Origin of the sequence: Streptomyces sp. NPDC046859 (genome assembly GCF_040645135.1) — a bacterium.
Classification (GTDB): Bacteria; Actinomycetota; Actinomycetes; order Streptomycetales; family Streptomycetaceae; genus Streptomyces.
This window is the reverse complement of the sequence record NZ_JBEYXR010000022.1, coordinates 1-20,895: the sequence shown is the minus strand read 5'-3', so window position 1 is coordinate 20,895 and position 20,895 is coordinate 1. Positions and strand designations below refer to the sequence as shown.

Sequence of the window (20,895 nt, the reverse complement as noted above, 5' to 3'; positions counted from 1 at the left end):
TACAGGTGTCAGGCCGCGTTGACGCGGAAGGAGATCCAGCCGGTGTTCTTGCCGGTGGAGTCGTCGGTGACGCGGGTCTTGTACACGCCGGTCTCGTCGCCCTTGTCGCATGACCAGCTCCAACTGATGGCCCCGTTGCCATTGGCCGTGCCATGCGAGCCGAAGGTGCTCCCGCCGTAGGACTTACCGTCGGGTGCCAGGACCTCGGTGGTGTAGGTGCCGTTGCCGGTGAACCCGGACGAGGAGCTCCGCAGGGTCTGCCCGACGTTGTTGCACTCCCCGACCACACGCAGTTGAGGCTGGGCTGCATCGTCGCCCCTGGTGAGCGGGATGATCGCGGCGACGGTACCCACGATCGTGGCGATGGCGCCCACCGCTGTCCACAGGACCCCGTTGCGGTACCACGGCACGCGGCTCTTCGTTGCATCATCAGGTGGCACCCGGCGGGGTGCCTCATGGAGCCGGTCGAAGGCGGCCTTCCACTCGCCGATCTCCTCCTCGGTGGGCTCCGGCCAGCCGGCGTGGTCGGCGCACACCTTGAGAAGTGCCTCAACCCGCCCCCAGTACCTCTTCTTGATCGGCCTTCCACCCTTGAGGAAGTCCGACATCGATGCGCGTGGCAGGGCGACACCGAGGCCCATCCGGCTGGCGCGCGTCTCGATCACCATGAAGCTGGGGCTGCCACAGTCCGTGCGATAACGCGCCAGAGCGGCGCGGTAGTCACCCCAACTGCTCACGCCCAACAAGTAGTCACCGGTCAACCCTGGCTCCTCAGTTCACTCTGAAGTGCCAAACAGATTGCCAGAAGATCGACTTATCCGGCTCATTGCCCTATGAAGACAAGTTTAGCAATTTGTCATGCCCTTGACCGTAACGCTCCTGCTCTGCATCGATGGCGGTTTGGTCGCGCCCGGGACCGTCCGAGAACATCCCGGATGCCGTGAACGGTCAACGCCCCGGGCCCGCACAGGTCGACTGATGCCGTGCCGCCAACCGGAGGCACAAGTCCCCGCCATGAGCGGCGACTTCCGCAACACGGGGAGACGTGCGGTGCTTCGGCCGACGCCGCGCCCTCTCCGGCCGCACGTCCCAAGAGGTAGCGCATGTACGGCCATGACCCACTCCTGCTGATCATCGCCATCGCGCTCGTCGCGCTCGCCATCGGATGGATCCAGCACACACGACCGGCGATCGGTACCGCCATTGACCTCGCCAGCAAGGTCGTCCTCGCACTGATCGCCGTGCTGGTCTTCGCGTTCAGCACCGCCAAGACCACACCGGCCGACCACGCGCCCGCGACCCCCGCGAGGCAGACACCGTCGGCGCACAACAGCGCCCCGTGCGCCAGTCACGCTGCCACTCCGGCAGCCAACTGCGACTGACACAAAAGGCCCTCTGTTCCGAGTAGTTGTCATGCCGGGGACAGAGGGCTTTCAGCCGCCCCGAGCCAGGTGTGCCCGGCTCTGTAGCAGCGGAGTCGAACAGTTCGTGTACAGGCCGGGGTATGGATACGACCGTCCGAGGCGCTGGAAAGCGGGCTGCTGGAGCTGTGGCCGGATACGGGCTCGTGGCCTTTGCGGCGCCGTTTGCTCCAATCAGCACACGGAATCGTCCTGGCCGGTCACAGACCGTCGGCTCCTCAGCGGTCGCGCGGAACCCGCTCACCGCGACAGGACTCAGATGCGTCATGCCTCCCAGGGATCAATGAGCACACCCGTCATCCCGCTCAGAACGCGGACTGAACCGCCTGGGGTTGGTGGGGGAGTGGGGGCTGGTCAGCGCGTGGTGCGGATCATCACGGTGAGTATGGGTGAGGCTGGTGATGGTTGGCTCTGTCCGATGTCTTGGTAGCCCCACGCCTTGTAGAGCGCGTGGACTTTTCCGTCGCCGACGGCAGCGTTGACCATGAGCGTGACGTGCGGCTCGTCGCGCGTGGTGAGGAGGGCGTCGTGGATACGGCGGGCGGTGCCGGTCTTCCGCCAGGCCGGCCGGACGCCGATCTCTTTCAGGGCCACGGTGGGACGCTCGGTGTACTTCTTCACCGGCGTAGGGCTCGTGCGCTGCCAGTAGCGGTCACCGTGCTCGATGGTGTTGCCGTAGGCGTAGCCGACCGGGTGCCCCTCCGCGTAGGCGATAACGGCAGTGAATCCCAGTTCGGTGCCGTGCCGGTCAAGGCGTTCGCCGAACGCGGTGACCGCGTAGTTCGGCAGGTGGAGGAGGGGGGCGCGCACGTCGGCGTACACATCGAGGAGGTCGCCGCGGACGGTGTCGAGGCTGGTGTAGGTGCGTAGTTCGATGGCGGGCGCCGTGGTCATGCGGCCATCCTCCAGGTGGCGGTGTGCTCGGTCCACCTCTGCGCGCTGGAGCTGGCCGGCGCGGTGGCGCGCAGTGCTGCGCCGAACTCTTGGAGCATGAGTGTGACCCGCGCGCGGGGGGAGCGGACGGGCGGGGCCGGCGATCGGGGCGGGTCAGAGTTTGGTGATGCTGACGAATCCCAGTGTGTGCAGTCCTTCGGCCTGGCAGAGCCGGTCCGAGGCGCCACCGAGCTCGGTCTGGAGCAGTTGGTAGTCGGCGCCGTGCGTGGCTCCCCACGCCATGGCGGCGCGCCACAGGGCGCGGCCGTAGCCGTGGCCGCGGTGTTCGGGCAGGACGCCGAAGTACTGCGGGAGCAGCCGGATTGCTCCGGCCGAGTCGGTCATGGTCTCCATGGGGCCGATCGCGCCGACGACGCGGCCGGCGTCGGTGACGGCCAGGACGGGGCCGACGGCCCCGGCCTGCATCTGGGTGTGCAGGAACGCGAACCCGTCGCTGGTGAGCCTGTCGGCGAACGCGGCGAACGTCTCCCTGACCGGCTGGGGCAGGTCGGCCACGGGGAGGACGGGGCCGGGTGCGTCCTCGGGCCGGGGGCGGGCGAAGGCTTTCATCTGCACGCGGGTGGTCGCGGTGCCGGCCGGGGGCGTCTCGTGCGGGGCGTGGAAGGTGACCACGCGGGCGGTGGACGTGTGGTGGCCGGCGGCGAGCTTGGCGGCCAGGCCCGCGGCCTCCTCGCCGGAGGGCCCGTAGGTGTAGACGGTGAGAGTGCCGCTGCCGCGGCTGCGCAGGGTGGGGATCAGGGTCCGCGTGCTGGTGTGCTCGATGTGGTCGAGGAGTACGGTCTCGTCCTTCGACTCGGTCCAGCGCTGGTCCTTGTCGTGGGGCAGGAACAGCCCGGTCCCGGCCACGCTCAGTACGTCATCGAACAGGCCCGGGCCCAAGGCGTCGGGATGGACGGGGCCGAGTGTCGGCACGTACGGCACTCGGATCACAGCGTGAAGCCAGTCCCACACCAGGCGCATGAGGCCAACGCTACTCGCCTGCCACGCACGGCTCGGGCCCCGGCGCGAAAGCCGCCGAGGCCCGAGCGTTTATCACCGGTTACGACCGGTTAGTGAGGGTTGTCGTCGCCTGCGTTGCAGCTGCACTCGGCGCTGTCCATGAGGGCGTCCAGGTCGGCGATACCCGTGATCCGGGTGACCGGCTCGGCCAGGGGGAGGACCGGCCGCGTGAAGTACGACGGGCCTCCGTCCTGGGCGGGCCCGTCAATAGGGAACGGGCGCCGCGGCTCGTGCAGTTCGGCACCATCTGCTACTTCTGGTACTGCTTCCTGCTGTTCCAGGATCGCACGGCGCGATCGACGTTCACTGCAAGGCTGACGAGTGCCGCGCACAGCTGAAGCCCGAGCACAAGGTCCGTCAGTGCATGCCCCGTTGACTGGAGCAGGTCGTCGCTGAGTGTGGCCAGGATCGTGGTCATCTGGGCCCTCCCGATGGCGTTGTGGGTATGCAGCGATCCTGGAACTCCATCCGTCCACCTTGGTCCAAGATGGAAACTGGACGCGGCGGGCTGAGGACCGCCGAGGAGTGCGAGTGGGTGCTGGACAAGCGACGCAGGACTCGACCGCCGTGCTCGGGGAGCTGTACAAACTGGTGGGCCGACCAGGAGTACGAGTCGTCCAGGACACCGCAGGTCTGGCTGGTGCCCTGACCTCCCTGTCCAAGGCGACAGTCAGCAATATGCTCAACGGCCGCACGAATCCGCGCCGCTCGTCCGTCGAGGCGTTCGTCCTCAGCTGCCTGTATCACGCCCGCACCCGCCGGACTGCGCTCGTTCTGCCGGAGGGGAAAGACACCGCGGCTTACTGGATGCGCCGCTACGATCATGCTGCGCGAACGGACACGCCCGCAACAAGCAGCCGCCTGCCGCAGCGAATGGCCGCGCCCAGCCATCTGCTTGACTCCAACCACGAGGTCGTCCCCTACCGAGACCGGCGGGAGCGCAAGACCTTGGAGGGCTGGCGCGACGACTGCTCGCGGCAATCGTCCGTCCTTCTGCTGCACGGGACAGGCGGACAGGGCAAGACGCGCCTGACCAGCCGGTTTGCCGCGGATTCTGCGGAGCGCGGCTGGCTCGTGGTTCAGGCGCACCACCGCGATGGCGCCCTGAAGCTGCCATCGCGTATCCGACGCGACGCGAAACTCCTCGTCGTGGTCGACTACGTGGAGCGGTGGACGCCCGACGCCCTTGTGAGGACGTTGGAGGGCCTGTCGGCCTGGGGGCCACACACACTCCTGCGAATCCTCCTCCTCGCAAGATCAGACGATATCTGGGGCGTGCTTGAACCAGAGCTGTCACGGAGCACGGACTGCCACGTGAAACCCCTCCTGCTCGGCCCCTTCACCAGAGGTGAAGACGACGCGGACGGCGCATTCAACGAAGCCGTCTACGCGTTCCAGCAGGCGATCGGACTCCCGCCCGAGCAACTGCCACCACCAGGCAAGGCGGCCGAGATCGGCCGATCGCCACTTGATCTGCACTTCGCCGCTCTGGCCGCAGTATGCGCACGACAATGTGGCCAGCCGGTACCGGGAGACGACCTTTCAACCTTCCTGCTGTCGCACGAGCGGAGGTACTGGCTCTCAGGTTTGAAGAGTGACCAACCCAGCGGCTCGGTGGCGGTTCAGCTCGAGCGTTTCGCGCGGGTGGTGTTCACAGCCACGCTGTTCGGCCCGCTCGCGAGGGCCGAGGATGCCCGGAATGTACTGCGCGCCGTGCGTGCAGGGGAGAGTGACGCTGATATCGAGCTGCTACTCGATTGGCATGCCCAGCTCTACCCCCAGACCGACCCTGCACAGGCCGCTGCTACTCATCTGGTTCCACTACACCCGGACCGCTTCGCGGAAGACTTCGTGGCGAGCCACCTTCTCCGACCGCGGGTACCCGAGCTGCTGACCGAACTGCTCGTCAGCTGTCCTGCGACTCGCGACGACGCCAACGACGGGTACATGCGCCGACGCGCGGTGGCCTTGCTCAACGGCGCCGGCGAAAGGCACCCGATGATCGACGAGCTGCTCCAGGACGTACATGGCGAAGTTCCGGAGCTGTTCGCCTACATCAACTCGAAGGGCTTCAAGTACTACCCGCACCGCACCGAGGTGGTGCTGCGAGGCGGGAAGCCGCAGACGATCTACTTCTTTGCCAAGGTGCCGCGCAATGCGAAGGGCCAGCCTGTGCGGATTCCCAGGACAAGGGTGGTGAAGGAGAACCCGCGAAACGGCTTTCTCACCATCTCCAAGAAGGATCTTCCAGGCGAGGGGCTGTGAAGCAGAGCGGAGATCTGCCTCAGAGAGGTCGTGCGAACCGCTACTGACCCGATGATGCGGTGGAGGCCGAAGACCCGAGCCGCGCAGGTGTCGGGCGGAGCTCCGGACCCCGGGCGGAACCCACGGCCATCACGCCTGCGTTGTCTATGCCTGCGAGGTAGTTGATGCCCGCCCGCCCACCGCAGTGCAGAGCAACGCAGTTCGGCCGCCACCCGCTCGCACCGAGCAACAGCCGATCAGCGGAACTGCGACGGGCCAGCCCTCACCGCACGCTGTCAAGGTCGCCGAAGACTCGCACGATCCACTCGTCCATCCTGGCTGCGAAGTCCGCTGCCGATTCGATGTCCTAGGCAGGGAGGGACTGGCGTCGAAGAGGCCGTCGCAGAAGCCCACGTCGGCCCAACCGTCACGAAATAGGACTACCGACAGCTCCACCTCTGCCGAACCAGAGATGACCAAGCCAAGCGAATCAGTTCACCCAAGCCCTGTCGCTCTCCAACTGCTGCAGCCACGCAACCTCACAATCCCTCCAGATCATCTCTCCAACCTGGCTGAGCGAGGGAGGTCTCCGCCGGGGTATCGCCCGAGCATCGAGTCCTTTGCGAGGCTGGGGCGGCGCCGTTGGGTGGTCGAACGCACCGTGTCTTGGCCGGCCGGATGACGTTGCCTGCACCGCTGCTATGAGCGCAAGGCCGAGCACTTCCTCGCCCTTGCCGCAGCCCTCGGTCAGCTGCCGGACACTCACTGCCCGGACCAAGGTGTCAGGCGCTCGGGCTGGTGCGTTCGAAGAGGCAGAACGGGTGGCCCGCTGGGTGGTACAGGACACGCACGTCAGCCTGGGGTTGGAAGTCCGCCACGGTCGCCCCCCAGGGCACGAGCGTGCTCGACCGCTGATGACAGATCGTCCGCCTCGATGTCCAGATGCATCCGGCACGGTCGGGCGGCCCCGGAGGCGGCCGGTCATGCTCTTCGCGGACCGTGGCTACGACCATGACAAGTACCGGCGACTGCTGTGGGAAACCTGGCATCCGGCCTGTGATCGCCGAACGCTGCCAGCCGCACGGCTCCGGCCTTGGCATCTTCCGCTGGGTCGTCGAGCGAACGATCTCCTGGCTCCACGGCTTCCGCCGACTGCGCATTCGCTGGGAACGGTGCCGCTACATCCATGAGGGCTTCCTCGGCCTCGCCACCTGCCTCATCACCCACTGACACGTCCAACGGCTTTGTTAGAACTTCTTACTGCTGTTCGAGTGCCTCGACGAGTTGGTGGAGCTGTTTCGGGAGGGGGTGCGGCAGTGTGGTCTTGCTATGGGAGTGGCACGCTCTCGCGGTGCCTGGCCCACGTCTGAGCGGCGGCGGTGAGTGCGGCTCTGTGAGGCATGGGGCGTGTTCGTTCCCAGTCCTCCCACGCGGTGTGGACCGTGCGTGCGAACAAGGTGAGAGTGTCATCGGCTGCGATCCGATATGCGGGAACCTGCCGGGCGATCGTCTCGGCCTGCTGCGGCGTGTGCCCGGCACAGATGAGGCGGGGGATTGTGAGCGCGGTGTCCGCCCAGGCGGGGGCGGGGCAGGCGAGGGCCCAGTCCAGTAGCAGCAGTTCGCCGGCGTCTTGCATGAGCATGTTGTGAGGGGACATGTCCGTATGGGCGAGTGTTCGACCTTGCAGCTCGCTCGGTACGTCCTCGGGTAGGAACTCGGCCCACCGCGTGTGAAGTGGCTTCTTCTTCAGATTCTCGGGCCATGGCGTTTGGGATACAGCGGTGAGCGTGCGTGCGAGGGCTGCGAGATCGCCGGACCCTGGACTGAGGTCGGGGTATCGGCCCTCGATGTATTCGTATCCGTAGAGCTGCCACCCGCCGGCGTTGACCTTCCACAGCACGCGGGGTGCGCGGGGCGCGTATTGCGTGACCTCAGCCTCGTGGCGGTACACCCACGCCTGTAGATCATCCTCGCGGGTGCCCTTGACGAACGCTGGGCCGGCTCGCGCAGTTACGGTGCAGGCGAGCCGGGACATGACGCCATGCGGCGCGGCCTTGGCGTCGGCGACTGGACCCGTACAGCGCTCGACGGCGGCCCGGGTTTCTGCCGGTAGGTCGTGCCATTCAATGCGATCCACCCGCGATCTCCTGCGTTGGTCGAGCAAAGTGGCCGGCCCCCGGCCTGGCCACAGCGTGGCAGACCAAAGGCCGGCGCGGGCGCCGTCAGGGACGGAACGGGCTGTCCGAGCAGTTCGCGTGACACTGTGAGCACTCGGCGAGGTCCAGCTCGGGCCAGAACTCCATGTCGATCTCGTACCCGGCGAGGGTGATCGCGTCGACCGTCCGGGCGCGGAGGGCCTTACCGCCCCCGTGCTCCTGCGGGTCGAGGTAGCCGGGCTGGTGGTCCAGGAACCGGCCGAACCTTTCCTCGCAGAACTCCCGGTACGCCTTGGTGTGGAGCAGGAACGTGTGCCAGAAGTCGTCCACGAGGGGAGAGGGACTGAGCGGCTTCTCGCTGTAGTCGCACGCGGCGAGGAAGGCGAGCATCTGCCCGACGCCGCGATCGGCCTTCTCCTCGGTCAGCTGCGAGAACTTGGCGCACATGTTCTCGACCAGGGTCTCGCGCAGTTCTGTGCTGATCAGCGTCCGCGCATCGGCCGCGGTGCGCTTCTGTGTGGTGGTCACGGTCCGTGCCTCCTTGCGTTGGGCGGTGCTTCGGACGTGGTGGTGCGCACCGTGGCGGGCCTCCTGTCGGCGGCCCGACCTCGGTGGAGCCCGCCCGTACGGAAGAAGACGAGCGATGTCCGCACGGGCGGGAGTCTGTTCCTCGCAGCGCGGTGATCTACGAGGCGGCATTTGCAGCCGCGGGCGGGTATCCGGCCCGGCCGGAGAGGGGAAACACCCGGCGGGGCGGGGACTGAGGGGGCGTCATACGGGTACGGGGGCCGCGATCAGGGAGTACCGCGCATCGCTGTCTGGCCCGTTGCCGCACCGTCAGGGGAGGCAGTGCGGCAACGGAGTGTGTGTGCCCGGCGGCACGGGCACATGGGGGAGCCTGCACAGCTCCAGCAGTGACCGCGCCAGGACCGCCATGTCGTGCAGCTGCTCCGGGTCGCGGGCTACGGCCGCCTCTTCGACGGCCAGTGCCTCGCGGGCGCGGGTGGCGACGTGATCGGCGGTCGCACGGATCTCCCCGTGGAAGTCGCCCGTCCGCCCTTCGAGGTCTTCAAGGAGTAGCTGGAGCTGTCCGCGCAAGGTGCCGGCGAGATGCGCGCGGTCTTCCTCACCGTCCAGCCCGGGCCGGCTGCGACTTCTCATTTCAGTGTCACCTGTGGTTCTCATCTCGATGCCATGCACCTTTGCTGGTCGGGGCGCAGAAGTGGTGACATGGAGTAAGAAGTTTTAGTGACATCGCATGAGAATCCCCAGCGCGCTGGAATGAGAAGCCCATAGGGGTAGGCGTATGACCTGCAGCTTTGTTCTTGGACTTGGCTGGAGCGAGGGCCGTGCGTGATGGTCGAGGAGCCTGATCGCCCAGGGTTCGCCGCTGGGAGCGCATGCATCTGAGCAATGATTTTTGCGACAACCTCGCTTGCGCATGAAGTGGACTCAGGTGAGAGGCGTGGGCATGGCGTCATGCAGGGCCGGCTTCACCGCCCGAGTGGAAGACTGGACGAGGCACCCGGGGCTGCGTCGGGATCCAGGATGCGATGGTCCTGAAAACGGGGCGGAAACGTCTTGGCGACGGTCGACTGGGCCGAGGACCAGAAGCGGTTCACCGTCAGGTGTATGCCGGGGGCGGGGTCCGTCCAGCCGTTGTCGTCCCGGTCCAGGTCCTCTTCCGGCCGCACGCCAGCTTGCGCGTCATGCGCGCCCCCAGCCACCGGAGCCTGGGGACCGGCACATCGCCCCGCCGGTCGGCGCGGACAGGACTCAGCCGAAAACCCTCCAGGTCGGCATCAGGCCATGGCCACACACACGCCGAAGAGGCACATTCCGTACAGGGCGATGGCAAGGTGCAGGATCACCCACAGGCGATGAAGACGAATGCGGTGCAGTCGAGGAAAGCGGCGGTAGTGATCGGCTCTCGCCTGTACCAGTCTTTCGTCGGAGCCAAGGACTCCCCGGCCCACCAAGTCCTTGGTGAGAGCTCGTGCTTGAGAGAGGTGGTAGGAAGCCCGTTCGAAGTACTTGGAGACGGCCACTGCCCCATACCCTCCGGTCATCGCCACGAAGAGGCACAGGGGCATGACGTACGTCGAGAACTTCTGCTGGACAATGAGAGCACTCAGAGCAGCCGTGATGACGAGCAGGAGGTTGGTCAGTGCCGAGCGTTGGGTCTCACACTGTCGTAACTGCTCCCGGTGTTCCTTCCAGTAGGCGCGTATTGCCTCTTCTGAAACTTCAGCCATGAAGCCCCCGCATCCCGACACTCGCCGGTCATCCGGTTCGCTTCGACGAGCCCTTCAGTAATGGAGACACCTTAGCGTGAGAATCTTCATCAGCAGCGTCCGCAAGGGACTGGAGGAGGAGCGCGACGCGCTGCCCGGCCTCATCCGTGCGCTGGGGCACACCCCGGTCCTGTTCGAGGACTTCACCGCGCAGACCACCCCCAGCCGGGAAGCGTGCCTGGCAGCTCTCGACTCTGCCGATGTCTGCCTCTTCCTGCTCGGACCGGCCTACGGTCACGTCTTCTCCGAGACAGGACAGTCGGCAACCCACGACGAGTGGGTGGCGGCCAAAACAGCGGGCAAGCCACGCCTGGTCTACCGCAAGCTGGGCGTCACGTTCGAGGACGTCCAGCAGGATTTCGCCCGGACCGTGGAGGCCTACGCCACCGGCGTGTTCCGTGACTCGTTCCACGACACGGCAGAGTTGATGACCAAGGTCGTGCAGAAAGTGAAGGAGCTGGAGTCAGGCCCGTCCCCGCTGTCCTTCGCGCCGTTGACGCAACCCGTTGAACTGTGTTGGAGCCTGGACGAGGCTGGCGTCGAAGGTGGCGTTAACGTCCCTCTGCTGGAACTGCATGTTCTACCCGTGGGTTTCGCGGGTTACTCCGCCCGGGAACTCGCGGAGTTCGGCACCTCGCTGGTGGACCGGATCCGCCGGACCGGGGCAGTCAGCAATGACGTTGCTCTAACGGCGTCTAGCTCCCAGGCACATGTGACCGTCAGCATCCCCCTCACGCGGCCCCGTCGGTGGGACGCCGCCCGGGCGGGAGAACTGGTAGAAGTGCGCTTGCACAAGACCGGTCAGGTGTCCCTGCGGGCCACACTTCCCCGAGACTCCATGGGCTCCATCCTCGATCAGGACGCTCTGCCTCAGCAGATCACCGCCCTGCTGAGGTTCACCGGCGCACTCAATCTGATCCAGCACGAACGCATCGCAGTGGCCATCGGTGTATCGGACCCCACACTGACCCAGATCGACAGGTTCAACCCACACCAGTCACGTACACGCGCCGAACTCGTCGGCTTCGGGCGCTCGTTCACGCTGCAAACCGAGCCCGACGAGTCGACCAGCCTGGCCGCGCTGGACACCGGTGCACACGAGGTAGCAGCCGTCCTGGCACGAGTCCTGATCAACCAGCACCCCTCAGCCAGCTGATGCGGTGCCATCACAGCAACATCCGGCCCCACGCAGCAGTTGGCTACTACGGGGCCGGCTCTCCGCGGCGGCATTGTCCGCGCTGGTGCCGACCGCGCCGCGAGAGCGGGTCACGCCGAGCCGGCGGCACACGTTCGCGAACTCCTTCGACGCGTACTGGGCGAGTTCAACCGGTCGTTGCAACACCGGGCTGCTGTAGTGAGCGTAGCTGCTCCTCGAAGACCTCGGCCGGGGTCTTCCAGCCGAGGATCTTGCGGGGTCGGTTATTGACCGCCAGGGCGACGGCTTCGAGGTCCTCGGCGGACCACCGGGACAGGTCGGTGCCCTTCGGGAAGTACTGACGCAGCAGCCCGTTCGTGTTCTCGTTCGTGGGTCGCTGCCAGGGCGAGTGCGGATCGGCGAAGAACACCTTCGTCCCAGTCTCGAGCGCGAACTGGGCATCGTGGCCGTGGCCGTGGCCGTGAGCCGCGCCGCTCTGGAGCGCGGCTGACCTTCGTCGCCCGGTGGCGAGTTGCGAAGGATCAGCCCGGTGCGTCCGGATCCGTGCCGGGAGGCAGACGCAGGGTGAAGAGGTAGGCGCCGGCAGTGCCGACCGCTGCCAGATGCGTGCCGGTCGGCGACCAGGCGCATCTGCGCAGCACGCCCTCCACCCGTATTGCGGTGAGGCAGTCGGTCTGACCGGCGGCGGTCCACACACGCAGGACCCCGTCCCCGTGCGCGCTTGCCAGGAAACGGTGATCCGGCGAGAAGCACAACCCGCCGACATGAGAGGGGACAGGACCGTGCCGTCGGGGCGGCACGTCGGGAGAGGCCAGGTCGAACACCTTGATGCCATCACTGTGCCGTGTGAACGTGGCGAGCAGGCTGCCGTCGTTCGAGAGTGCCAGCACGTCCGCGCCCAACTTGCCGCCCTTTTCTCTTTCCTGGCCCCGGAGGTCGTACGCGGGGGCAGGAGTCCAGTCGCGGGTGTGCCAACTGAGGATGACTCCGCTTGCGCCGGCGGCGAGCAGCCGCCCATCGCCGGTGAAGGCCAGCTGTTGGTCGCCGCTGAAGGGATCGTCGTCGCGAGGGTCTGTTACCAGTCCGGTGATGAGCGGCGCAGCGCCCGTCACCGCACGGCGGCTGTCCCAGACGAGAATGGACCGGTCGATGCTGCCCGTGGCGAGGAGGCTGCCGTCCGGTGAGACCGCCACGGCACTGACGATGGCCGTGTGACCGATCAGCGTGCCGAGGAGCGAGCCGTCGGGCGCCCACAGCCTCACGGCGTGGTCGGTGCCACCGCTGGCCAGCCAACTGCCGTCCGGCGCAGTCGCGACCGCCCACGCAAAACCTGTGTGTCCGGCGAACGAGCGCAGTTCACCGCCGTCGACCGCTCGGGCGCTGACCTGACGGCCTGGGCCGGCCACCATCAACCACGAACCGTCCGGGGAGAAGACGGCATCGGTGACGAACGAGCTCTCGCCGTGTTCCCCCGGGGAACTGAGCTGCGAATTCGCCGAGTCCATCAGATCCGCCACGTTCCACACGCGCACCTGAGAGATCATGTCGGCGGAAAGCAGGTTCTCGCCGTCAGGTGTGAAGTGCACGTCGGACACGTCAGTGGCCAGCCCGCCGAGGTGCACCAGCTGCACCCCTTCCGCGACCTCCCACACCCGCAGTTCACTGCCGCTCCCACACGCCACCCACCGGCCGTCGGCGGAAAACCCCACAGAGGGGGCGGGGATACCGACGACGGGAACCTCCATGGCCTGGGTCAGGTGGAGTTGCCGGGTCCTGATGTTCCACAGCCGGAAAACACCCTGTGACCCGACGTGGGCCAGCCAGCCGTTGTCCGGGCTGACCGCGACGGAGCCCCAAAGGTCCAGGTCCGATTGGTCACGGCAGGTTGAGAAGGACCTCTTGAGCCGGCCCTTCACCGGCTCCCACAGCCGTACGGTGCCGTCCCGTGAGCCGGCGGTGGCCAGCAGCGTCCCGTCCGGGGAGAAAGCGACGGCGTGCACGAGTTCCCGGTACTCGGCAAGATTGGGCCACCAGCGCGACCAGGGCTGACGCAGCAGGATCATCGCCAGCGTGCAGACGAAGGCCCCGAGCAGGACGAAGAAGAGGGCCGGGCGCCCCACCAGCACAGGGCTCAGCCCGATGAACAGCGTGCCGAGGATGCCGGGGTGGGACTCCGGCCACAGCAGCCGTGGCCAGGTGGCGCGCAGGCGGCGTGGCAGGCCGTCCGCGTCGAAAAACCGGACCCCCAACTCGCCGCCGGACGTGGCGACCCGCACGCTGCGTGGATCCGCTGGATTCCGGGGGCCGATCGTGACCTTGCGCTCGGCTCGCGAACCCGGCAAACGCTTCGCCACGCCGCCCTCCTGTCCTCCGCCCCGTCCCCCGTCGCCCTGCCACTCCCACAGGAAGGCGGAGCCCTGGACGGTCGTACCGGCCACGCGGTCACCGTCGCCGGTGACGGCCAGGGACATCACGCATCCCGTGGGGAAGCGGATACGGGACAGCTCACGGTCGGCAGCCGCATCCCAGACCCGCACCGTCCCGTCCCGGTGGCCGGTGGCCATTCGTGTGCCGTCCCGCGACATGGCGAAGACCGCCGTGTCGGGCGAGGCCCGGGTTCCGCGGAAAGCCCGAGGCGGTCGATCGGGGAGCGGCCAGGCCAGGGCTAGCCACGGACCCGGGGCATGACGTTCGTAGAGCTCGACGATCTCGGCCAGGCCATCGACTGCGTGCAGCCGCCCGGCCATGGTGGCCATGAGGTCCGACGGCTGCCCGATGGGAACGAGCAGGTGAGCCGACCGGGTCAACACCTCGGACAGCAGCCGCAGCTGACGGTCCTCGGGGGTGGCGTGCACGAAATCCCGTCCGACGACGCCTGGACCGAAGTGCCGTACGCGTGCCTCGATCCACCGGAGGTCACGCAGCAGCGAGTCGGCTCCGCCGTCGGTGGCTTGACCGAGGTGGTGGGCGAGCCGGTCCCAGAGGTACGGCTCCGTCGGCGGCATGTCCCACCAACGGTTGTCGGCGGAACCGTCGGCGAGCTGATGAGCGCAGGCGTGTGTGTCGAGCAGCCGCTGGTGCAGCTCACGTCGGCGGCTCTCGATGTGTTGGGTGAGGTAGTCGTGGATGACGTCGTGCAGGCGGAAGGTGCCTCCCATCCCCAGTTCGAGCTGCTGAAGCAGGGAGAGGTCGGCCAGTTCGACGCAGAAGGTCTCCGTCTCACTATGCGATGTCCCCAGGTAGGTGGCCAGCGTGGTCACCGGAACAGCGGCACCCTTGGGGAAGACAGCCAGGTCGGTGAAGAACCCGGGCCAGCGCGCGTTCCCATGCCCCAACAGCCGTCGGCTGGCCTCGACGGTATGGAAGACGGCCTGTTGCCGATACGTGGGATCGGCCGGGTCGAGCGCGGTAGGGCCCCCTGCGGACAACTCTGCCTCGACCAACCGCCGCGCCTCCTCAAGTGGTTTGCCGTACCCCGTCCAGTGGATCAGCTGACCGTTTGCGAGGTCGGCCAGGAGTGGCCAGCCACCGGTGAGCCGACGCAGGGCCTGCCACCGGTCGTCGTCGCCGTGTTGCAGACCACGAGCGAGCAGCTCCATCGTCTGGCGGCCGTCCAGTACGTCGACGTTCAGGCGGAAGGCGTCGCGGATCAGACCGCGCGTGCGTGTGGTGACCAGCCGGGTACAGGCACCTTCGAGGAACGGGTCGAGCTGCTCGGGGCGCCAGACGTCGTCGATCACCAGAAGAAGCGGTTCGTGCACCCGCTCCTGCCCATCGCCCAGTACTCGTCCCAACTCACCTTTCGCCTGCTCAAGTGTGGCGAAAGGCATGAACTTTCCGGACAGGGCCGTATGGAGATCGTTGACCTTCGCCAGCAGGTCCGCGTCCTGGTCCACCTCGCTGAGGGTGACCCAGAAGATCCTCTTGCCGAAGCGGGCCGTGACCCGGGGGTCGAGGCAGACGAGCGCGGCGAGGGTGGTTTTACCGAAACCACCGGGACCCTCAAGCACGGCGCTCACCGAACCCGAGGCCGGGCCGCTGCCGGATGGCAGAACAAGGCGTTCCACGAGGGGCCCTTGCAGATCGGGGCGGGCCACCCTGTCCGTGCTTGTGACGGCCGGGCGCATGGACGGAGGGAGGACGGGAGGTGCCGAACGACTCGAAGGCCCCATCAGCTGACGGAGCCGATCCCTCGTCGCCGGATCGGAGACCGGCTGCAACTCCCGCGGCAGGGCCGTCGTGGCTTGGGCCGCGTTCTTGGCGGCTTCGCCTTTGACCACCTTGCCGATGACCGTCCCGTTGAAGACGCTCCCGCTGAGGTCGATGTGGTCGCCGCCGTACTGGTGGACCGTCGGCTGAGCGGTGGCGGTGGCGGTGGGGGCGGGCGCGGGTTCGAGCTCGCGGAGTACGGCGATGGCGGCCTCCGCCGCGTTCTTCGCGGCCTTCGGCTGGGAGCCTTCCGCGTCCCGTTCGTGCTTCTCCGCGTCGGCCTTGTCGCTGATGCCCCGGATGATCAGGGCGTCCAGTTGACCGGTGAGGTGGGCGGCCTGTACGACGCCGGCGCTTTCCATCTCGATGGCGACGGCGTCGTTGTAGTGCTCGTGGATGTGGCATGCGATCGCGGACTCGGCGTCGGCGAGGACGACGTCCCCGACGGCGATCGGTTTGAAGTGGGCCTTGCCACGGAGGGCATAGCGGGCGGCCTGCTCCAGGCGATAGGAGGACTTCCAGGCCTGGGGGCGTACGAGAAAGCCTTCGGGGGACTGCTTGCCGCCGTGGATGCCGTACACCTTGGTGGCGACGACGACGTCACCGATCTTGATGTCGCCCTTCAGCCCGCCCGCGACACCGACGAAGAACAGGGCCTGCGGGCTGAGCCAGGTGTTGAGGCGCTCGGTGAGGGTGGCGGCGGTGAGGGTACCCTCGCCGATTTCCGCGAGGGCGACGTACCAGGGGGTACCGGCGAGCCGACCGCGCTCGGCGCGGGTGCCAGTGGGCTGGTGCACGAGTTTCTCGACGTCGGTGAGGTGGGCCCGTACGGCCTCGTACTCCAGCGGGAGTGCCGTGAGGACTACGGCGGTGGGGTGCGCGGTGTCTGCCACGTGACCAGCCTCGACCATTCTTCTTTATGGGGAGCCCGGAGGTTCAAGGTAGGGCATGGGCGGGGCGGAACGAGCAGTTCCGGCGAAGCGGTGTACAGGGAGGTGAGGGGAGTGTGGGGCATGCCGGATGTACGGGTGGTCGCCGTCGACTTGGTTCCATACGGACGGGGGCCTTCGCATGGGCGGCGGTCGATGTGCCGGGGGTGGGGGCGGGGCTCGCCGGGTACGGGACCGACCCGGCGGCGGCGGTTGAGTCGGCCGTCGAGGCGCTGGTGGGGGGCGTGGGGTGCTGGCGCTGGAGGCGCCGATGTCGGTGCCCGTGCCGGAGACGGAGGACTGGGGCGAGCTGGCAGAGGGCGTACGGGGGAGGGGAACCGGCCCTGGTCGGCGCAGGCGGGAGCCGGGGCGCTGGGGACGGGGCTCGTGCAGGGTGCGTGGATGCTGTCCGAGCTCGGGCGGGCGGTGCCCGGGCTGGCGGTCACGACTCAGGTACGGCGCTGGGTGTCGTCTGGGGTCGAGCGGCGGGGCGGTGCTCGGCTGCTGCTCGTGGAGGCCTTTGTGTCGGGGCCGGGAAGCCCGTGGCCACCGTCCTGGGCCAGCACGCGGCCGACGCGGAGGCGGCGGCGCGGGCGGTGGCGGGGCGGCTGGGAAGCGGAGGCGAGACCGATGCGGTGTGCGCGCCGCACCGGGCGTTCAACCTGCTGGCGGCCGGGGCAATGTGGGCGGGGCTTGAGATCGGGGACGACGAGCTGGGGATGGACGTCCTTGTGGTACGGGCCCGGCCTGTGGGCGGGGCGTGATCACGCAGGTGGGGGCGAGGAGGGGTAGCGGCGAAGCCAGCGGGGGCGGCGGCTGAGGGCCTCCGCGTCGGCGCGGGCCTCGGTGGCTTCGGTGGGTGCGTTGGCGCGGGCGAAGGCGTTGGCGGCGTGGAAGAAGTGGGTGCGGGCGGTGGCGGAGTTGCCGGTGGCGTGGTGGGCGAGGGCGAGGTTGCGCAGGGCGCGGCCGATCTCGTACCAGCTGTCGAACTCCTTGTAGAGCTCCAGAGCGTGGGTGTAGGCGTCGATGGCCTCCGGCGTCAGACCTGCTTCGGCCAGAGCGTTGCCGAGATTGTTCCACGCCAGGGCTTCGTGGTTGGGGTCGCCGGTGGCCTGGAACAGGTTGCGGGCTTGGGTGTGGGCGTCGATGGCCTCCTGGGTCCGCTCCGCCTCGCTCAAAGCGAGGCCGAGGTTGGTCCACGCTGTGGCTTCACGGTTGCGGTCGCCGGTGGCCTGGAACAGGTTGCGGGCTTGGGTGTGGGCGTCGATGGCCTCCTGGGTCCGCCCCGCTTCGCGCAGGGCGACGCCGAGCATGTTCCACGCCCTGGCTTCACGGTTGCGGTCGCCGGTGGCCTGGAACAGGTTGCGGGCTTGGACATGGGCGTCAATGGCCTCCCGGGCCCGGCCCGCCTCACGCAGGGCGACGCCGAGGTTGTGCCGCGCCCTGGCCTCGCTCTTGTGGTCGCCGGTGCGGCGGGCGGCCCGCTGGGCGGCCCGGCTGACCGTGATCCAATCGTCGAAGGCTCGCCGCCAGTCCAGATACGCCGCCAGGGTCAGAGCGAGGCGGACGGCGGTTTCGGCGTGGCGGTCGTGGTCGGCCCACTGGGCGGCGGTCACCAGGTTGGCTCGCTCCGCGTCCAGCCAGGCAAGCGACCCCGCACGGTCGGCGAACAGCTTCACTTCCGGCATTCCGGGCAGCCATCGCAGACGGTTGTCGGCCGCGTTCGTCCACCGGTGGTAGAAGTCCAGCACCCGCTCCCGCGCCGCCTCTCCCTCCTCCACCGTCGCCAGCCCGGCCGCATACTCCCGCACCAGGTCGTGTAACCGCCACCGCTCCTGCCCGCTCCCGCGTCCCACCAGGTGAGCCCGCACCAGCCCGTTCAACACGCCCACGGGCACGGAGTCCGCCCCCAGCAGCGCGGCCAGTGCCTCCGTCCCGGTCTCCGCGGTCGGCCCCAGGGCCATCAGCCGCAGCACCCGCGCCCGCTCCTCCGGCAGTCGCCGGTACGACACCTCGAAGGCTGCGCGCACGCTCCGCGCACCGTCATCGAGGTACGCCAACCGGTCACGCGACGCGGTGAGCTGGCCGACCAGTTCACGTACCGGCATGCCGCGGTCGCCAGCCAGTAGCGCGGCGGCGATCCGAAGGGCGAGCGGGAGCTGGCCGCACAGCTGGGCGAGTTTCCCCGCCGCCTCCGCCTCGTCCCGGATCCTGCCGTCTTCAGGGTCGGCGATCCGCAGCGCACGGTCGAGGAGGGCGTACGCCTCCTCGGGCGACAGCTCCTCCAGCGCCAAGAGCCGGGCCTCCAGCTGCGGCAGCTTGTCGCGGGAGGTGATCAGCACCCGGTGCCGGTCCGAGCCGGGGAGGAGTGGGGTGATCTGGGTGGGGTCGGAGGCGTTGTCGAGGAGCAGGAGCGTGGGCGGCCGTTGGTCGAGGCGGGAGTGGTAGAGGGAGTGCTGGGCGGGGGCGGTCGGGGGGAGGTCGGTGCCGCGTACACCCATGGTGTCCAGCAAGGCGGTGACGGCCTGGTCGGCGGTGACCGGGTCGGCGTCGTAGCCGCGCAGGTCGACGAAGAGGGCGCCGCCGGGGAACCAGCCCTTCTTGAGCGCCTTGTGCCCGGCATGCAGCGCCAACGCCGTCTTGCCGATGCCGCCGAGGCCGGACACCGCACAGATGAGGACGTGGCGCTGTGCGGTCCTGCGTCTGTTCCGGCGCAGTGAATTCAGGATTTGGGCCAGTTCGTCACCGCGGCCCGTGAAGTCGGCAGGCGGGGCGGGCAGGGAGTCCTTGGCGATGGGCACCGGGCCGTGGTGGCGGCCCGGCGGGTCCGGCTCCGATGCCAGGTCCAGTTCGGTGAGTACGGCGAGGGCGGCCTCCGCTGCCCTGCGCCCGGCCGTGCCCTCGTCCGCCCCGCCACCGATGCCCCGGATGACCAATGCCCCCAGCCGGTCGTTGAGCTGGGCGGCGTGCGCGACGCCGGAGCCGTCCATCTCGATGGCGACGGCATCGTTGTAGTGCCGTACGACATGCTCGGTGATCGCGGATTCGGCGTCCGCCAGCACAACGTCCCCGGTGGCGATCGGCTTGAAGTGGGCCCGGTACCCAGCGCCGCGCAGGGCATGGCGGGCGGCCTGCTCCAGGCGGTGGGTGGCGCGCCAGGCCTCCGGACGTACGAGGAAGCCCTCCGGGGTCTGCTTGCCGCCGTGGATGCCGTACACCTTGGTCGCCACCACGACATCGCCGACCACGATGTCGTCCTTCAGTACTCTTGCCGCCCCCACGAACAGCACCGCCTCCGGTCCCAGCCAGGAGTTCACGCGCTCGGTCAGTGTGGCCGTGGTCAGGGACCCGCCGCCGGTCTCGACGAGGGCGACGTGCCACGGCGTACCGGGCAGCCGTCCGCGCTCGGCGCGCGTGCCGGAGGCAGGGTGGACGAGCTTCTCGATACCGGTGAGGCGGTCCCGTATCGCCTTGTACTCCGGGGAGTTCGCGGTCAGGACCGCCACTGTGGGAAGCCGTAGTGCATTGTCCGTCACCTGACCGATACCCTCCCCCGGTCCCGTTCTGGGAAGTTCAAGGTAGAGCAACGAAAGGCGGGGGGACATGTCGTCGGAGAGGCCGGAACAGACGCACCAGAAGGATCCGGAGATCACGGTCGGGCAGCTGCTGCTCGCGGAGTACGAGACGATCAAGGACGAGCAGAAGGCACGTATCGGCTTCCGCGACAACCTGCTGTACGTGACCCTGGCGGCCGTCGCCGCCGTCATCGCGGCCGCAGCCCAGGCCAAGCAGTCGTCGATGCTGCTCGCGCTGCCGCCGGTTTGCGTGGTGCTGGGATGGACGTACCTGGTCAACGACGAGAAGATCTCGGCGATCGGGGCCTATGTACGGGGCGAGCTGGGGCCGCGCCTCGCGGCGGCGACCGGGAAGGTGGACGCGCCCATCTTCGGGTGGGAGACCGCCCACCGGGGTGACGCTCGGCGCCGCTCGCGCAAGCTCATCCAGTGCGGGGTCGATCTGGGGGCGTTCTGCGCCGTGCCGCTGGCCGCGCTCGTCGTGTATTGGGTGGACGGGGCGGATAGTGGGGCGCTGCTGCTCGCACTCTCCGTGGCGGAGGGGCTGGCGGCGCTGGGGCTAGCGGTCCAGATCGTGCTGTACTCAGGGCTCGTAGGGGGAGGAGGAGGCGGCGGGCGGTCAGAGTAGGCCGTGGTCGCGGGCGTAGAGGGCGGCCTGGGTACGGCCGCGGAGACCGAGGCGGGACAGGACGCGGGAGATGTGGTTCTTGACCGTTCTCTCGCTGAGGAAGAGACGGGCGGCGATCTCGCGGTTTGTGGAGCCTTCGGCGATGAGACGGTGGCGAAGACCGGGACGTAGACGCCGATGTTGTCGCCGCCGTTGGCGAAAGTGACCGCGGCGACCTCCAGGACCTTGGGGCCGTCCTCGGTTGCTTCGTGTTCGTCGTCCTCGTCATCCCGGTGCTTCCATCCCTGCCACGCTGCTTTCAAGCCGAGAGCGAGCGGCAGAAGGCCGAGG

Annotated in this window: 15 protein-coding genes and 5 pseudogenes; 6 read left to right on the top strand and 14 right to left on the bottom strand. The window is 68.2% G+C overall.

What is annotated here, in order from left to right; translation table 11 throughout:
- Window positions 1-8 precede the first annotated feature (8 nt).
- On the bottom strand, window positions 9-761 hold the full coding sequence (locus ABZ899_RS27395; protein WP_361350918.1) for a hypothetical protein: 753 nt from the start codon (window positions 759-761) through the stop codon (window positions 9-11).
- A 342-nt stretch (window positions 762-1,103) separates the two neighbouring features.
- On the opposite strand from ABZ899_RS27395, the gene ABZ899_RS27390 reads away from it, so the two are divergent.
- Window positions 1,104-1,382 (top strand): hypothetical protein, encoded by a 279-nt coding sequence (locus tag ABZ899_RS27390; protein WP_361350916.1) that lies wholly within the window; start codon window positions 1,104-1,106, stop codon window positions 1,380-1,382.
- 393 nt (window positions 1,383-1,775) lie between these two features.
- Here ABZ899_RS27390 and ABZ899_RS27385 read toward each other — a convergent pair whose 3' ends face one another.
- From ABZ899_RS27385 to ABZ899_RS27375, 3 genes are all read right to left on the bottom strand, one after another.
- Window positions 1,776-2,315, bottom strand: coding sequence for a GNAT family N-acetyltransferase (locus ABZ899_RS27385; RefSeq protein ID WP_361350914.1), 540 nt, complete (start codon window positions 2,313-2,315; stop codon window positions 1,776-1,778).
- Between the two features lie 153 nt (window positions 2,316-2,468).
- Window positions 2,469-3,335: a GNAT family N-acetyltransferase gene (locus ABZ899_RS27380; RefSeq protein WP_361350913.1), complete on the bottom strand. Its 867-nt coding sequence runs from the start codon at window positions 3,333-3,335 to the stop codon at window positions 2,469-2,471.
- 289 nt (window positions 3,336-3,624) lie between these two features.
- Window positions 3,625-3,792: a hypothetical protein gene (locus tag ABZ899_RS27375; RefSeq protein WP_361350911.1), complete on the bottom strand. Its 168-nt coding sequence runs from the start codon at window positions 3,790-3,792 to the stop codon at window positions 3,625-3,627.
- Between the two features lie 260 nt (window positions 3,793-4,052).
- Between ABZ899_RS27375 and ABZ899_RS27370 the strand changes: the two genes are divergently transcribed.
- Window positions 4,053-5,639 (top strand): hypothetical protein, encoded by a 1,587-nt coding sequence (locus tag ABZ899_RS27370; protein ID WP_361350909.1) that lies wholly within the window; start codon window positions 4,053-4,055, stop codon window positions 5,637-5,639.
- Window positions 5,640-6,400: 761 nt separating this feature from the next.
- On the opposite strand, the pseudogene ABZ899_RS27365 reads toward ABZ899_RS27370, so the two are convergent.
- Window positions 6,401-6,566 (bottom strand): annotated as a pseudogene (locus ABZ899_RS27365) (VOC family protein); the annotation flags it as partial.
- A gap of 11 nt (window positions 6,567-6,577) precedes the next feature.
- Between ABZ899_RS27365 and ABZ899_RS27360 the strand changes: the two are divergent.
- Window positions 6,578-6,848: pseudogene (locus tag ABZ899_RS27360) on the top strand (transposase); the annotation flags it as partial.
- Window positions 6,849-6,945: 97 nt separating this feature from the next.
- On the opposite strand, the gene ABZ899_RS27355 reads toward ABZ899_RS27360, so the two are convergent.
- The 4 genes from ABZ899_RS27355 to ABZ899_RS27340 form a co-directional block, all read right to left on the bottom strand.
- Window positions 6,946-7,755, bottom strand: coding sequence for a phosphotransferase (locus ABZ899_RS27355; protein WP_361350908.1), 810 nt, complete (start codon window positions 7,753-7,755; stop codon window positions 6,946-6,948).
- An 85-nt stretch (window positions 7,756-7,840) separates the two neighbouring features.
- Window positions 7,841-8,302, bottom strand: coding sequence for a hypothetical protein (locus ABZ899_RS27350; RefSeq protein ID WP_361350906.1), 462 nt, complete (start codon window positions 8,300-8,302; stop codon window positions 7,841-7,843).
- Between the two features lie 309 nt (window positions 8,303-8,611).
- Window positions 8,612-8,935 (bottom strand): hypothetical protein, encoded by a 324-nt coding sequence (locus tag ABZ899_RS27345; RefSeq protein WP_361350904.1) that lies wholly within the window; start codon window positions 8,933-8,935, stop codon window positions 8,612-8,614.
- Between the two features lie 641 nt (window positions 8,936-9,576).
- Entirely contained in the window at window positions 9,577-10,029 is a 453-nt protein-coding gene (locus tag ABZ899_RS27340; protein ID WP_361350902.1) for a hypothetical protein, read from the bottom strand.
- 76 nt (window positions 10,030-10,105) lie between these two features.
- Here ABZ899_RS27340 and ABZ899_RS27335 point away from each other — a divergent pair, with 76 nt between their 5' ends.
- Complete coding sequence (locus ABZ899_RS27335; protein ID WP_361350901.1) at window positions 10,106-11,224, top strand: DUF4062 domain-containing protein; 1,119 nt, start codon at window positions 10,106-10,108, stop codon at window positions 11,222-11,224.
- Between the two features lie 166 nt (window positions 11,225-11,390).
- Here the strand turns inward: ABZ899_RS27335 and ABZ899_RS27330 are convergent.
- Window positions 11,391-11,660 (bottom strand): annotated as a pseudogene (locus tag ABZ899_RS27330) (IS30 family transposase); the annotation flags it as partial.
- 85 nt (window positions 11,661-11,745) lie between these two features.
- Entirely contained in the window at window positions 11,746-16,326 is a 4,581-nt protein-coding gene (locus ABZ899_RS27325) for an NB-ARC domain-containing protein (protein WP_361350899.1), read from the bottom strand.
- A 578-nt stretch (window positions 16,327-16,904) separates the two neighbouring features.
- Between ABZ899_RS27325 and ABZ899_RS27320 the strand changes: the two genes are divergently transcribed.
- Window positions 16,905-17,126: a hypothetical protein gene (locus tag ABZ899_RS27320; RefSeq protein ID WP_361350897.1), complete on the top strand. Its 222-nt coding sequence runs from the start codon at window positions 16,905-16,907 to the stop codon at window positions 17,124-17,126.
- Here ABZ899_RS27320 and ABZ899_RS27315 read toward each other — a convergent pair whose 3' ends face one another.
- Entirely contained in the window at window positions 17,127-19,868 is a 2,742-nt protein-coding gene (locus ABZ899_RS27315; protein WP_361350895.1) for a tetratricopeptide repeat protein, read from the bottom strand.
- Between the two features lie 97 nt (window positions 19,869-19,965).
- Here ABZ899_RS27315 and ABZ899_RS27310 point away from each other — a divergent pair, with 97 nt between their 5' ends.
- Window positions 19,966-20,565, top strand: coding sequence for a hypothetical protein (locus ABZ899_RS27310; protein WP_361350893.1), 600 nt, complete (start codon window positions 19,966-19,968; stop codon window positions 20,563-20,565).
- On the opposite strand, the pseudogene ABZ899_RS27305 reads toward ABZ899_RS27310, so the two are convergent.
- Window positions 20,557-20,712 (bottom strand): annotated as a pseudogene (locus tag ABZ899_RS27305) (LuxR C-terminal-related transcriptional regulator); the annotation flags it as partial. The gene ABZ899_RS27310 and the pseudogene ABZ899_RS27305 overlap by 9 nt on opposite strands.
- Window positions 20,712-20,895: pseudogene (locus ABZ899_RS27300) on the bottom strand (cadmium resistance transporter); the annotation flags it as partial. The pseudogenes ABZ899_RS27300 and ABZ899_RS27305, both read right to left, overlap by 1 nt.

Bases quoted from the DNA above. Each gene is read 5' to 3' on its own strand.
- ABZ899_RS27340 (WP_361350902.1), bottom strand. From the start codon at position 10,029: ATGGCTGAAGTTTCAGAAGAGGCAATACGCGCCTACTGGAAGGAACAC.
- ABZ899_RS27385 (WP_361350914.1), bottom strand. From the start codon at position 2,315: ATGACCACGGCGCCCGCCATCGAACTACGCACCTACACCAGCCTCGAC.
- ABZ899_RS27370 (WP_361350909.1), top strand. From the start codon at position 4,053: ATGCTCAACGGCCGCACGAATCCGCGCCGCTCGTCCGTCGAGGCGTTC.
- ABZ899_RS27345 (WP_361350904.1), bottom strand. From the start codon at position 8,935: ATGAGAAGTCGCAGCCGGCCCGGGCTGGACGGTGAGGAAGACCGCGCG.
- ABZ899_RS27380 (WP_361350913.1), bottom strand. From the start codon at position 3,335: ATGCGCCTGGTGTGGGACTGGCTTCACGCTGTGATCCGAGTGCCGTAC.
- ABZ899_RS27375 (WP_361350911.1), bottom strand. From the start codon at position 3,792: ATGACCACGATCCTGGCCACACTCAGCGACGACCTGCTCCAGTCAACG.
- ABZ899_RS27310 (WP_361350893.1), top strand. From the start codon at position 19,966: ATGTCGTCGGAGAGGCCGGAACAGACGCACCAGAAGGATCCGGAGATC.
- ABZ899_RS27390 (WP_361350916.1), top strand. From the start codon at position 1,104: ATGTACGGCCATGACCCACTCCTGCTGATCATCGCCATCGCGCTCGTC.